Below are 14,506 nucleotides of genomic sequence, written 5' to 3'. Positions count from 1 at the left end.
CCTCCTTAAACTAGATTAATTATTGCACTGACAACCTCCTTATATTCATTATGGACATCTCCATTACTCAATGTAATTGGGATACCATAATTACTCGGATTCGATCTGTTATCGAGATGTCTTATATAGGTTCCAAATATGTGGTTTCGATTATTAGCAACATAATCCGTACCTGTAATTTTAGAGGTAACTCCAATACTGGTAATAGATTTGTCTAACCGTTCTAACACATTGAGATTAGCAGTAGAAGGCCGTCTTTCTTTGTAAAGTGTCTCCAATACGCCTATCAACTCAGGTTTTGCACCGAAATATTTCTTTAATAAGAGTCCACCGATACTATTATCATACGCATATTTTAGATAAGTACTCTCAATTTCTGTGATGTAATCTGCTACACCATCACTACTGATTTCATCTCCAACTGTTGGAATCAAGTAGTAGTCGCTGGCTAAAAACACGCTTTGAATAAGAATATTGCTTGTTGGAGGACAGTCAAATAAAATATAATCATACTCGTTATTCTCAATAATATCAATTAAAATTTTTGCAACAATTAAAATATTGGTTGGTTTTTCAGATAATCTATCTGATATATCATTTAGTCTACTGTTCTTCATATCTAATGCAGTAGGGATATAGCTAAGTTTCCCGCCATTGGTTGAGTACTTACTGATATTCTTAATAAACCCACTAACAACATTATAATCTGTTTCTACTTTATCCGCTAAAAAATCCAGTCTAGTTGAGGCATTAATATACTCACTATACAGCTCTAATGCAAAATTTAAAGTCTCTTCAATGTTCAATTTATTTAAAACTACACTGCTTGAATTGGAACATATTTTACTTAATGAACACTGAGGATCTAGATCAATGAGAAGTACTTTTTTTCCGTGATCTTGAGCCATCAACGCTCCGACTTCAAAAACAGTTGTTGTTTTTGCTACTCCACCCTTATAATTCCCGAAAAAAATCTTTTTAGACATTTTTTACTCCCCCAAGTGATAAAATAATGACGACATTACTCACTGTTCAAAGTCAATAGACGGATTGCAAAATGAAAGGCTTACACGGAAAGATTCAATATAGAAAATGTTGCATTTAGTACCGACGCCAGCCACAACAACTCACCAGTCCCAAACATGATCTGAACTAGCGAAGCTCTCCTCCATAGGTTCCTTGCTTTAAAGCCGCTACATCCAGATACGCCTTTGTAATGCTTTCGGTTACATCCTTTGACTGCATCAATGTGCCTGCAACAATCTGATCTACAATTCTATTATTCTCAGCCACAGCCTGTTCAGCATTGAGTTCGATTTCCTCCCAATCAATATCAAGCCCTTAGATGCGAAGAGTGTTTCCATCCAGCTTTGCTACCCATGTTCATTTTCATAATATGAAAAGTATGTACCGCTTTGATTGGCTATCACCCACAATGGTGGATTGAATACTTATACGAAGTTCAGCCGACAACTTCAACAACTCCTTCAAGATATTGGAATGTGATAAAACTATATCCCCATAACGTGAACTCACTGTCAAAAGAATTATTGGCTGTTTCGTATTCAGTTTGAACTACAATTCAGTTACTATATGCTTCTCATACAAAACCTCATTGCATTCAAAAATCGCATTGTGAGATACACCTGCTTCCTCTCCCTCATCACTCGTACCTGCGACACAAACTTGCCAATCAACGGATACAACAATTGCAGATTTTGAACTTCTGCATCCAGCAGTCCGATGAACGATTGAATATCATACTTCACAGACGCAATATACTCTTCCGGCACATCGACCCCATGTAATTCTATCAACAACGCCCCGTACTCGACTTCTCCGTTAATTCCGTCTGCATCTCATCCAGCATCTCTTGATGAAACGACTTACCCTTATAACGGTAGTCTAAATATTACATTTCAATGTATCTATCTTTTTTAAATGACATTAAGGCATTAAGAGTTGGGTCAATTATCTGTTTGAATGATCTATCTCCAAGTCTCACACCGTCACGCTCAAGCTGAACAAGGTGTTTGCTGACGTCTTCGATCTGCTTTATGATGTAGCTAATTCTTTGCGATTCAGGTATATTAAGCAATTCTGCCCACTGACGATTGATGACCGTTAAATAATGTCGAAAAGCAAGCGGCTCTCCCCAAGGTACAATTGCCGGATTCGCGGCTTCAAGCAATGATCTACTGAATTGAGTAATTGGGCCGAATCTGCCCGAAAGCCCACGCTGATACGCTAGCCCAAGTGTTTGTGGACGGAACTCAGAGTGTGTGTTTCCATCATAATACCAAGTTGCCCTTTGTCTATCACTTGGTTCCTGAACATCAAATGTATCAGGATTAAATGAACGTACATTGCGAAAGTTACCTGTGGCAAAGCCTGTTACTCCCGCTGCACCGAATATTAAACTCTGTTGATTGGCGTATCCTATCAAAATCTTCTTATCTGAAAGTCGAACACTTAGTAAACCATCAAGTATGTTATACAAAAACAATTCATCGTTAACCAAAAAATCCCTTGGTGATTGAACAATGAAGTAAATACCATCCACAGGATAGCTGACAATCTCATTTAATAAACGGTCAAAAGCATTTCGGTCTCTTACAACATCGGGACCTACGGAAACCGTCGAATACACTGGTTTACCTATTTTCATTGAATTCGCTGCATCAGCAAACGCGAATTGTGTCTCCAACCATTCTTCAGAGACAACATTACTAAAACGCCCGGGTAATATAACCTCGCTTACGTTTAATTGCTCAACCTGGTATGTAATAACACCTTTGCATAACTCAAAAGCCCCTCTTGTCGCGAAGTCAACTGTTTCAAAGTTTAAATCATTCCAATAGGGGTAATTTAAAATGTTCTCCCGCTCTGTACGTGGTTGATAAAATTGAGGATCAAACAGTACCGCCGCATTTCTCTCATGCAGTTCACTAGCATGACGTTCAATTTGCTCTTTTGTGCAGTTCCTTGGGGACAGAATTACCCCCGTATTAGGATTACTTTCTACAAATTCCTTATTCAACGAAAGCATTCCATGCCCCTGTTGTAAGTAAAAGTTTGTCATAGCATTATCCCCTTTAGCAATTCATATATATGACTTGGACTTGAAGGTCTGCGATGGATTTGTTTTTTCATACACCAGTTTATTATTGTTGCTAACCGTGGATCACAGGTTTGCAACAGTTCTGGTTCCTCCTTTAATGTTTTCATCAATACTTCGGCAGGTGTTGTACAACCTTGAGTAAAGAAGTTGATTCCTGAAATCATTTCGTACATTAATATTCCCCATGCAAATAAATCAGTTCTTGAGGAAATACTTCTTTTCTCATTATTGATCTGCTCAGGAGCCGCATAGCCAGGAGTAAGTGGCCCAAACATAGCAACATCATGCGTCAAACTGTTTAAATCTAGATGACGGGCAATTCCAAAATCGAGTAAAACAGCTCCTACATTACTATTGAGGATGATGTTTTCAGGCTTAATATCTCGATGTACTAAATTCTCCTCTGCAATCTCAATTAAAGCCTTTAGTAACTCTAGACCTATTTTTAATGCCTCTGCTTCATCCAATTCCCCCTTATTAATTCGATCACGCAGACTGACTCCTGCTACAAATTGTTCGACAATGTAAACGACCTCGATGTTCCCAACAGTTGCATTTCCATACCTGTGTATTCGTGGAAACCTTGGTGGAGAAAAACTAGATGCTGCATTGATCTCCCTCATCGTTCTTTCGATTTGCTGATTTGATTTTATTATTTTGAACGCTACGAGTCCTTCAGAAAGCGTCTGTGCCCTGTAAACAAATTTTTGGCCCCCCTCGCCTAACTTATCTTCGAATTTCACATTAGGAAACGCATAAGCTAATGCATCTGAGTCAACTGAAAACAGGTTCTCTCTCATGGATACCTCCAACTAACTTCTCATTAATTTGCCACAGCATTGGGGAGTTTTGGACTCCAGATTGGGCAGGCTTCAGCACTGTGCTAAATCCTTTATCTTCATTAAAAAAGCCCAACCCAATACCACGTTTGTTACATTCATTAGTGATTGAAGTAACTCTCTTTCCACTAACTTCAGGCATCAATATATATGAATCGTTAGTAAACCAGAGGTGTCTTTCTGCCTGTTCTATCGCTTCCATCCAATGGGTCAATTTCGCTTCAAACACCCTAACACGTTTAACAGCAAGAACCTCAGACTTTGGCCTTAATTTAATTAAATGTTCCTTTGTTTCAATAAGTCCACGAGCTTGAAGCTCTTGTACAACCAAATCTAGTTGTTTATTTGTCACGTTTAAGAACTTCCCAAGATTCTCTTTCCTAAGCCACCGGCAAGTTGAGAGATAAGAAAGGGCAAAAGCCGTTTTGGTTGATAAGGGCACTATCAATGACTCCTGGTCGCATTCACTACGTTTATTAAGTACTTTAGAGTCAAATTCAATTACAACGATATCCGGTCTGCCAAATCCAGTCCTGACTTCTGTCCAAACTTCATAATCATTTTTATTAGAATGAATTATAAAATTAATGGTTGAAAGAAAGGACTTAACAAATTCGGCTTCTGAACTCCACATCACCTTGTCCCCTCCCTACTCATAAATTCTTTTATTTCCCAAGCATGAATGATAAACGATTTGTTTTTCTTAGCTTATTTCAGATATTCCAGCTGAAAATCGTATCAGCACCTTCAATATATGGAATATAATAGGTCAATAGTCTCATGCTATGAATTTGCTGTCAACATAATTGTCGGCCTTCATGTCTTGAATCTTTTAAATCTCTGTCATACATCACTTTATTATTGTTATTAAATTGAAACGTCAAATAAAGATTCGTCATTTCTCTGAACGAAAATCCTCGATACAAATTTACTGATCCTTGCTACATCGCACTGGAAGACTCCTTCCTTACGTCGGAGCAACGAATTATATCCATGCAGAGTACAAAAGAAGATAATCTTTTCTCTTTGCAAATCAAGCTTACCAACTAAAAAGCGGAAGTATGGGCATGTAACTGTCCATACTCCCACCCTTCTCAATTAGAAATGGAACGAAAATCATGTCAACGTTAACCATCAACGAAAAATTAAACGTGTCATTCAACTAAGCTTGAAAAACACTCACCAATTCACTGAAGATACCTCTGTCACATTTGACTTTTGAATTTGTCAACCTCGTGTCTCAGCTCTTTCAACTAGTTATTGATGGTTATCCTGTGTACTTTCAATGTAGCTCTCAAAAATCTGCCTAGCTCGCTTTTTTTCCAAAGGTGGTTCTAAGCCTAGATATTTATATCTCCAAATTATCTGCCTTTCAAAATCATCTACTTCTGACAAATCCTCATACTCAAAGTCAATTTTAAACTGCCCTGTTGCATCCAGTATAAAGGTTAGACTTGTCCAAATATCCTGATTTTCCTGTGCATACTCCTTCCACAACTCTTCAAAACATCCTGAAAGTTCATGCCTTAACTGATCTATATGATCTTCGTCAACCTCAAACAATTCGGGTATTTCAAGAACAAAAACCGGATTTCCCTCCCTTTCAGGATAATAATAAAACCCAACTTTGCTCACATCTTCTTGCACTTCTGCGTAAATGAACACTTTACTCCACTCTTCGGGAATTATTTCATTAACTGTCACTGCAATATCCTGATACAAATCCGCAATTTTTTGTGTTTCCAATTGCATCAACCTCCGGGTATATTTTTAAATTTAACTGGATTTTGCATAATACCATCTATTGAGTATTTTATCTCAAAACTTACAGGTCTTTGTGAATCCCCGCTGTATATAGGTTTTATCTTTACCTTTACTTCCTCTCCAGCTTCTAAAGCCCTAGCCCAAGAGTTTTCTACCTTCTTCCATTCACCCTTATTTAGGTTACCGTTCATAGGGACAAGATTATCAAGGCTACCAGATCCCTTAAATATACTAGCAATTAAGTGCCCACCCTCATCATCTGGCAAACGATCTTCCCGACCAGCCACTCTCTGGGCATGATTATTCCTTTTGGCTTCGCCTAATTCAAGCTTTCCTTCTGCACTTACAAGACGACCTTTATCATCCGTTCTATAAGTGTGACCATTTGGAGAAGTGTACTCCACATTTGATTTTAATACCTTTCTTCGCCCTTCGCGAGTGTATTGATCGCCATACTTCACTTTTGTATGAGAAACTAGGGGCTTTGACTTAACCGTTTCCTCAGTTTTAGTTGGACCCGTTTTCGACTCATTAGGTTTTAAGGGCTTTGTTCCTGGGGTATCCTTGGAATTATGATGTGTCCCTTTTCTACCTTTTACTTTCCCCTTACCCAGAAGAGAGCTAATTAGCATCCCAGCTAATGTCTCACCCTCCATGTAACTTTGGCCCTTCTCTAACATCCGTTTATCGTCTTCTTTTAAACCTTTGAGATGCTCTTCTCTGGCATTTCCCTGATCCAAAACATAATTTTTAGCAAATATCAAATCTCCCTTTGCCTCTTCAAATTGGCCCGACACTATTGTACTTATAGTATCCACAGGATGCTCGATAAGGGCATCCTTTAACTGTTTCAAGCCTTCAACGTTCGCTTGAACTGTTTCCTCCATGCCCTGGAAAAAGAGTGTGGTTTCCTCGGCAAAGCTTTTTTTAGGGGGTTCGGGACGATTAGCTTCCCAGTCACGAATACTTTGCGCATACTTTCTTGCTCTCTGTAATTTTTCTTCTTCTGGGGAAAGCGGCTTAGGAGGAGGTTGTTGCTTCATATAATCCCTAATCCATTTTTCACGAACACTTTTAGGAACCTGCTGATACGCATGAACCATCATCTTAGACTCTTTCAGCAAGTTTTGAACCAGCTCCAATGTTCCACCGGAATGAGCCACATGACGAGCACTTGTATACACTTTCCCCAAAATCCACTTGTTATAATAGGCTTCCTGAGCTCGCTCATACTCGTATTGACTGACCAGTCCCTGCATTGTTAAACCAGCCAAGTATTTTAACGGATGAATTCTGGTTCCCTTACCGCCTCCCCCAACCGTAGGTGTTCCTTTACTTCGAACAGGAATGGCTGCAGTTGCTTTCAGAATGACACCCGCCGCAGGCCCACTTAGTGCTCCTATAACAGCACCAGTCACTTTTCCCATCACCGGAATGGAGCCTAAAAGCTTAGACACCGTACCCATCAAGGCTTTGGCCTGTTGAAGAGCTGCCGGACTTGTGACTTTCGCGGTAGGAGTGTTGCTGGATGGAGCTTTGGCTGTTGTTGCAGTTTGAGCCGCTTCATAGGCTTTAATGTTCATTAATGGCGGCTCAGGTACAGGAGGAAGGTCAGCTACGAAAACTGGAGCTTTTACCGCACCTTCCTGATAAATCACTGGGGCTTTGGTGTCCGTCTCGCCATCTAGCACCATACTGCTGGCTCCGCCTTTTAAGTATAGTTCGTTTCCAGCCTCCAGTGATAGCTCCTGGCCTGCATCCAGCTTCACATGATTGCCCTGAATCTGTACATTCCCCGGACTGTTGACGGTGATGCCCGTATCCTCATGTAGTGTAATCGAAAGCCCATCGGAAGTGGACAGGATCAGCCCCTGCTCAGACATTTCTATGCCGCTACCTTGTACGTGTTTCCATACCTTCACATCTGGCTGTCCATTGGCGTGGCGATGCTGTTGCAAGGAATCGGTCACATAGGCTTCCTTTTCACAGTGTGTAGGTAAATATAGCTCCACTTGTTCCCCAACTTCAGGCATGTCGTACCAACCGCCATGTTCTTCCGCGACATAACGGGTGGATACGGGAAACCAACAGGCTTTAGCTGGGTCTTGCTTCGGATCAATTTCCAGTTGAAGTTGTACGAAATCCTGTTGTACTTTCAATACCGTTCCCGTGAGTGAAATCCCAATGGCTTGATCATTTTCATACCGAGTATAGTGAATATCCTGTTCGGCTTGGAGTTCATAACGAGTTTGGAGTAAACCATCCTTTAACTCTGTCACTGCCCGAACAACAACCAGCTCTTTGCCTTGTCCGATGGGTAACGTGATCAAGTCACCCAGTGCATAGTATTGCAGATTTTCAATTGTATAGGTGATATACGCACCAGCACGTTCCCCTGGTTTTCCTGTATCTAAATCATGAAATGTTTTTCGAACCCTATAAAATACATCACGTTCCACCTTGTACTGCTTGCCTTCTGGCATTCCAAAGAAAACCTTAGGTGATGCAGCCGTGATCTCCGGCACAAGTACCGAACCAAAACGAGAGACAAGGCGCTTTAAAAAGGCCCAGTCGGTTTCTTCATATTGTAAAACAAAAGTACCTAACTCGGTATAATTGGTTACCGTATCAATGGCGTCTCCATACATGTATTTCCGAACCATCGTTGTAACCAGATCATCATAGGTACGATGTATGTCCTGATAGGAGCGCCTTTTCGTTTTGATATCCATTTGATAGGAATGCGAGGCCGCCTCCAGTTCAAAAGTATATACTCCCCTTATGCAGTGCACAGACATACGTGTAACCAGCCCGTGAAACAATCTTCTGATCGACTGTCCTTGCTCATCTAACTGACGTATGACAATCGGTTCCTGCTCCATGTCCTGTCCAACACACGCTGCTCCCTGTTCTTCCGACAGCATGCCGCTCACATACAGGTATGCATGATCGTTAACGGCCCTGGTAATTCGCAATTGTTCCATATGCTGAGGTTGAAAAGGACCGTATAAGTGTAGACTTTCATACCCTATTCCGTTTTGCAGTACGTCCAAATGCTTTCATATCTCCTTTCCAGCGGCACAAGGCACGTTCGCCATCTACCTTGTGTTTACATGTGTTCATAGCTACTATACAATTCAGATTTTGAGTTTAAGAGGTTATTTTTAACAGCAAAACATTCTTATGTATGTATCGGATAGATTAGTGATTTTGTTTACAGAAAGCCCCATCCGATCTGTTATTTTGAATTAATATGCTAACGAATGAATATATGAAACCCCAAAACCATCTTCCACCTAAAAGAAAATAGATATTATTACTTTGAAAGGCTCCTGTTATCGGTGAAGCCTTATTTTCCTTAACATGAGCCATATCCACACGCAAAAGAGAGGATGTCTGTATTTCCTGACCATTCACCCAAAATACTACCGAAGGACAAAATATCGTACGCAGTAATAACTGTAGATTCTGATTTTGATAACACATACGATTTACAGGAGTACATCATCACGGAAGGGTTATATGCAGTGACAGTTCATTTTGGGTCTTCTGAAGAAATCGGTCCAACGTGAAATCGCTGGATTAATAACTGGTTTCCAGACAGTGGATGGAAGGCAAACCATCAAGACCTAACTATAAGTGGTACCAAAATCAATGTGTTCCTCCTGAATTGGCATTGATATTTCTATGTACGCCTGTAGTAAAAAACCAATTGTAAAATCTCTTCATCTCAATTATTAAAGCCATATAAAAAGCCACCAACCAGACACTGGTTGGTGGCTTTAAGTACCTTGATGTAAAGCGAGAGAACGAAACCTTGTGTAAAAACAGCACCTCACTTGAAACTCTCCAATCACCAAACTAAACTAAATTCCTGTAAAAAACTACTACTTCTTTCGCCAACTCCAAACTAATTTAATCACCCTTTGAAACTTCATCCAGTGTGTAGATCTTTGCATTCTCAATTTGAATACACGCTGATTGTAGTTCCTCATCCTTTTTCCATTGTTTTATTAACCCTTTTGAGTAGTCCCAGTAACTCTTCACTTCTTCCGCTTCAAAGATTTGGTAGCCATTAATCCATAATTCAGGACGTATCTCTTTATTATCGTATATATAAAGAAGTGCCTTCTTAGGTGAATAACTAAGTCGATAACTTATCGTGAATCCTCTAGACCTTTTCCTTAAATTGTCTACTTCTCTCCAAGCTTCGAAATTAAAATATGTTACATGACTTCTCCTCTCCGAATGAGTAAAACAATCACCACACCCATTACAAGTTAGCTCAATTGCATTATCTTTTTCATAACTTAGCCCAGTGCAGATCCTAAAATTATATGGTTGATGGCATTTTGTGCATGTTAAGCAATCATCAGTTACCTCCTTTAATATTATTAGAAAATCAACAATTCTATTTTGTGTGAAGTCTGGATCATCAGCAGTTAACTCTCGTATCATTTCAGTTTGAAATTTGAATAAAGTAAACAAAGATCCCCTCTTGATTAGTTTTTCAATTAAATTCTTGTAATCCGCAATCTGAAATTGTTTTTCCTTTTCAGTAGTCATTAAGGTCATTATCCTCACTCCAAATCTAATATTATAGTAATTAGTTTCACCAGAATAATAGATTTGCATACAAAAAAAGACACCTTAATGGTGTCTTTTTTAAAGATAGCAATGGAGGCGAGGGGAGTCGAACCCCTGTCCGAAGATAACGACACATAAGCTTCTACGGGTGTAGTGACAGTTTTGATGTCACCCTAGAAACTCCCTGTCACCGGATTCCCTTCGGGTCAGCCTGATTATCTTCTTCTGCTCACCCCAGGCGGAGATGAGACAGCGTATTCCACTATTTGTTAGCCCCTATCCCAGTCACATGGACGATGCTGGGTAGAAGCACGCACACAGTTTCTTAGGCTGCGAAAGCGTAGTTGTTTTGTTGTTTGCCGTTTAATAGGCTTTAGCGTTGATGAAGCGGACGCGTCCCCACTACCCGCTACCCATGCTCGAACTATCCCCGTCGAATCCATAAACGCCCCCTTATTATAAAAGGGCTCCACGGATAAATCCGGAAATACCGGAGCATAAGCATGCATAATATCAAAAGCTGAATTCTAAGATTCAACACTCGAACAAAGTTAAAAGCTTTAAAACTGACTACTTCGTTAGTATACCATATTACAGGTCATTACGAAACGAAATGAAGCCATTTAAACCTTATAAAATAGCACCATTACAGGAACAAGTAACTTCTCCACGTAATTTGTACCATACCCAATAATAGAGCAACTTATCTTGCAATTTTCTGTTTCTCACGTAAAGCGCGCTGGATATCACGCTGTGCATCACGTTTAGCGGCAGCATCACGTTTATCATACTGCTTTTTACCTCTACCCAGTCCGAGTAAAAGCTTGGCATAACCATTGCGAACATAAATCTTTAACGGAACAATCGTGTAGCCTTCCTGTTTGGACAATCCGATAAGTTTGCGAATCTGCTCTTTATGCAACAGCAGCTTACGCGTACGGGTCGGATCGGTAGGATTATTACGATTGCCTTGCTCAAAGGGACTGATATGCATATTGTGAATATGAATTTCGCCATTACGGATCGTAGCAAATGCATCACTTATATTAGAGCGACCATTCCGTAGAGACTTAATTTCTGTTCCCGTTAGCACCATGCCCGCCTCGTAAGTGTCCTCAATAAAATAGTCATGGGAAGCTTTTTTGTTCTGGGCGAGCACTTTCCCGTCTGCCTTCTTACCCATGAATACCACTCCTTATGAATAACGTAATTCACTCTTGAAATCCAGGCATCAAAATCCGGCTACAAAGAGCCACCTAGAAATATATTGTAACAAATTTCAGATGGTAAAAGCAAGAAAGGTCAAGCCTTCTACATTTCTAACTGCACTTATATCACACTTAGAACCAAGCGGCTTCCATCCAATACAGCAGACAGAAACCGCACGTATACCTATGCTTCAAATCAGCTTCATACACTGCAATGAAAGCTCCAGCCTTCAAAGTAAGTAAGCTCTAGCTACCTACTTCTTCTTTTTCCGCACAAAGCCCGCGGTGCTATTGCCGCCACTTCCGCCCTTATTCTTCCGCTTGCGACGTGCTGCGCCTTCACCGTTTGGTCTGGCATCACTACCTGGTGTAGCTGCTCCGCCGATGAAAATACCGCTGGCAGACGTCTTCTTCCGTCGCTTGCTTGCCCCGGATGCTGGCGAGTTATACCCGCCCTTGCCACTGCCAAAGCCGAAGCTGCTAGCTGAGCCGGCTCCAGCTCCGTTTCCACCGCCGCGCCCTGAACGACCTGCGGTGCTAATACCTCCACCTACGCCTGAACCGGCTTCTTTAGGCTTCCCGGCAGCATCACGACCGCCTTTACGCTCCCTGCCAGCCTTGTCTTTACCACCCTTACGTTCGCGCCCTTCATGGGGTTTGCCTTTACCTCGGCCCTCACCGCCACGCGCAAAACCTCCGCCCTGTCCTGAACCGCCCGTCCGTTCACGGCGTTGCCGTTGCTTCATATCGACAAGTTCAAAGTCAATTGTGTAATCTTCCATGTTCACACGCGCGACGCGAACCTTAACCTCATCCCCAATGCGGAACACCTTGGAGGTGCGTTCGCCAATCAAAGCCATATGCTGCTCGTCAAAGTGGTAATAGTCGTCCGTAAGCGCACTCAGACGCGTCAGACCCTCCACTGTATTGTCCAGCTCAATGAACATCCCAAAGCTGGTTACACTGCTGATGATGCCTTCGAACTCCTCGCCGACCTTGTCCAGCATGTATTCAGCCTTTTTCATCTGCTCTGTATCACGTTCTGCATCCACAGCCACACGTTCACGCTCGGAAGATTGCTGCGCAATATCAGGCATACGTGCAGTCAAATATTCCTGACGCTCGGCTGTTAAAGCCCCGCCGTTCTCCAATACCTCACGAATGACACGGTGAATCACCAAGTCAGGGTAACGACGAATCGGCGATGTAAAATGAGAGTAATACTCCGCTGCTAGCCCAAAATGTCCTGTCGTTTCCGCATCATACTTTGCCTGCTTCATCGAACGCAGCATCATCGTGCTAAGCACGGTTTGCTCCTTCGTACCCTGAATATCTTCCAGCAACGTTTGCAGTGCACGCGGATGAATGGAATTTCCTCTACCTTTGATCTGATGCCCAAAATTAGCCGCGAAAGCCATAAAGTTTTGCAGCTTCTCCGGATCTGGGTCCTCATGAATCCGGTACAAGAAAGGTACTTTGAGCCAATGGAAATGTTCGGCTACCGTTTCATTGGCCGCCAACATAAACTCTTCAATAATTTGTTCAGCTATCGTACGTTCTCTCTTCACAATATCTACAGCTTTTCCTTCATTATCCACAATCACTTTAGCTTCATCAAAGTCAAAATCAACCGCACCTCGGCGCATTCGATTAGCACGCAGCTTCAATGCCAATTCCTTCATCGTGCCGAATACATCAACGAGATCCTTGTACCGTTCCATCAGTTCAGCATCTTCCTCTTCGAGGATTTTGCGAACGTTAGTGTACGTCATCCGTTCCTTCGTTTTAATCACACTGGTGAAAATATCATGCTTTACAACCTTCATATGCTCATTGAATTCCATCTCACAGGATAAAGTCAGTCGATCCACCTGTGGATTCAAAGAACATATTCCGTTCGAAAGTCGATGTGGAAGCATAGGAATGACACGGTCAACCAAATACACGCTACAACCGCGGTTATATGCCTCCTGATCCAGCTTGGAGTTCTCACGCACATAATACCCTACGTCGGCAATATGAACGCCCAGACGGTAGTTTCCGTTCGGCAAGCGCTCTACATTTACAGCATCATCCAGGTCTTTGGCATCCTCACCATCAATGGTAACAATGATCTTATCACGCAGATCGCGCCGTCCCTGACGAACAATCTCTTCTTCCGTAATCGCGTCGGGAGCATTCTCCGCTTCCTCTGTAACTTCATCTGGAAAAGCTTCCGGAAGCTGATGCTTGCGAATAACTGACAAAATGTCGACGCCCGGATCATCCTTATGACCCAAAACTTCCAACACTTCGCCTTCCGCCGCTGCTCGTCCTTCTGGATAGCTCACAATACGCACAACGACCTTTTGACCGTTTACGGCTCCATTGAAGCTTGTTTTTGGAATGAAAATATCCCGGTTAATACGCTTATCATCCGGCAGAACGAAACCATATGCTTCGTGGCTCTGAAACACGCCTACTACTTGAAGCACTGCACGCTTCACGATCCGTACAACTTCACCTTCTAATCGACCGCCCGCAGGTCCCTTCGAGGACACTCTTACCAGTACCGTATCTCCATTCATCGCACTTTTTAAGTCGTTCGCATGAATATATACATCCGGGTGCTCCCGGTCCTCTGGAATCAGAAAGGCAAATCCCTTGGCATGAGCCTGCAAACGCCCACGCTGCAAATCCATCCGTTCCGGCACGCCATAACGGTTTGTGCTGGTCAGCAGGATTTTCCCCTCTTCCTCCAAGGAATTCAAGAGCTTAAGAAATTCACGGAAATCCTCCGCATCCTTAATATCAAAGTGCTGCTCCAGCTCCTGGTAAGTCATGGGTTTGTATGCAGTCTCGCGCATAAAATCGAGTAGTTGTTGCTCTGTTATCATAATATTGTCCACCTCGGGTGACCTTTAATTTTCAGTAATAAATCCGCATGTCCTTGTTCCTGATACAAGGCTCTTAATATACTCATACCCTAGTATACACGAATTTAATCG

Annotated in this window: 10 protein-coding genes and 1 other RNA gene; all 11 read right to left on the bottom strand. The window is 41.9% G+C overall.

Annotated features, from left to right (window positions below):
• Positions 1 to 5: 5 nt before the first annotated feature.
• Positions 6 to 986 (bottom strand): ParA family protein, encoded by a 981-nt coding sequence (locus ACUUJN_RS01050; RefSeq protein WP_484669166.1) that lies wholly within the window; start codon positions 984 to 986, stop codon positions 6 to 8.
• Positions 987 to 1,589: 603 nt separating this feature from the next.
• Positions 1,590 to 1,817, bottom strand: a complete 228-nt coding sequence (locus ACUUJN_RS01045; protein ID WP_484669165.1) for a hypothetical protein — start codon at positions 1,815 to 1,817, stop codon at positions 1,590 to 1,592.
• Between the two features lie 95 nt (positions 1,818 to 1,912).
• Entirely contained in the window at positions 1,913 to 3,082 is a 1,170-nt protein-coding gene (locus ACUUJN_RS01040; RefSeq protein WP_484669164.1) for a hypothetical protein, read from the bottom strand.
• Positions 3,079 to 3,921 (bottom strand): serine/threonine-protein kinase, encoded by an 843-nt coding sequence (locus ACUUJN_RS01035; RefSeq protein WP_484669163.1) that lies wholly within the window; start codon positions 3,919 to 3,921, stop codon positions 3,079 to 3,081. Before ACUUJN_RS01035 ends, ACUUJN_RS01040 begins: the two co-directional genes overlap by 4 nt.
• Positions 3,896 to 4,594: a hypothetical protein gene (locus ACUUJN_RS01030; RefSeq protein ID WP_484669162.1), complete on the bottom strand. Its 699-nt coding sequence runs from the start codon at positions 4,592 to 4,594 to the stop codon at positions 3,896 to 3,898. The genes ACUUJN_RS01035 and ACUUJN_RS01030 overlap by 26 nt, the downstream gene beginning before the upstream one ends.
• A gap of 623 nt (positions 4,595 to 5,217) precedes the next feature.
• Positions 5,218 to 5,706, bottom strand: coding sequence for an immunity protein YezG family protein (locus tag ACUUJN_RS01025; protein ID WP_484669161.1), 489 nt, complete (start codon positions 5,704 to 5,706; stop codon positions 5,218 to 5,220).
• A 5-nt stretch (positions 5,707 to 5,711) separates the two neighbouring features.
• Positions 5,712 to 8,777: a DNA/RNA non-specific endonuclease gene (locus ACUUJN_RS01020; RefSeq protein WP_484669160.1), complete on the bottom strand. Its 3,066-nt coding sequence runs from the start codon at positions 8,775 to 8,777 to the stop codon at positions 5,712 to 5,714.
• A gap of 862 nt (positions 8,778 to 9,639) precedes the next feature.
• A complete protein-coding gene (locus ACUUJN_RS01015; protein ID WP_143757182.1) occupies positions 9,640 to 10,359 on the bottom strand; it encodes a hypothetical protein in 720 nt (239 codons plus the stop codon).
• 40 nt (positions 10,360 to 10,399) lie between these two features.
• Positions 10,400 to 10,764: a transfer-messenger RNA gene (gene ssrA, locus ACUUJN_RS01010) on the bottom strand.
• A gap of 250 nt (positions 10,765 to 11,014) precedes the next feature.
• A complete protein-coding gene (gene smpB / locus ACUUJN_RS01005; protein WP_013308270.1) occupies positions 11,015 to 11,494 on the bottom strand; it encodes an SsrA-binding protein SmpB in 480 nt (159 codons plus the stop codon).
• 279 nt (positions 11,495 to 11,773) lie between these two features.
• Positions 11,774 to 14,395, bottom strand: a complete 2,622-nt coding sequence (gene rnr / locus ACUUJN_RS01000; protein ID WP_023986492.1) for a ribonuclease R — start codon at positions 14,393 to 14,395, stop codon at positions 11,774 to 11,776.
• Positions 14,396 to 14,506 lie beyond the last annotated feature (111 nt).

This window comes from Paenibacillus sp. LRG-1 (assembly GCF_057220305.1).
This window is presented reverse-complemented; position numbering and strand designations above follow the sequence as displayed.

Excerpts from the sequence above, each read along its gene's own strand:
- ACUUJN_RS01050 (WP_484669166.1), bottom strand. The coding sequence starts at position 986 with ATGTCTAAAAAGATTTTTTTCGGGAATTATAAGGGTGGAGTAGCAAAA.
- ACUUJN_RS01040 (WP_484669164.1), bottom strand. The coding sequence starts at position 3,082 with ATGACAAACTTTTACTTACAACAGGGGCATGGAATGCTTTCGTTGAAT.
- ACUUJN_RS01035 (WP_484669163.1), bottom strand. The coding sequence starts at position 3,921 with ATGAGAGAGAACCTGTTTTCAGTTGACTCAGATGCATTAGCTTATGCG.
- ACUUJN_RS01030 (WP_484669162.1), bottom strand. The coding sequence starts at position 4,594 with ATGTGGAGTTCAGAAGCCGAATTTGTTAAGTCCTTTCTTTCAACCATT.
- ACUUJN_RS01015 (WP_143757182.1), bottom strand. The coding sequence starts at position 10,359 with ATGCAAATCTATTATTCTGGTGAAACTAATTACTATAATATTAGATTT.
- smpB (WP_013308270.1), bottom strand. The coding sequence starts at position 11,494 with ATGGGTAAGAAGGCAGACGGGAAAGTGCTCGCCCAGAACAAAAAAGCT.
- rnr (WP_023986492.1), bottom strand. The coding sequence starts at position 14,395 with ATGATAACAGAGCAACAACTACTCGATTTTATGCGCGAGACTGCATAC.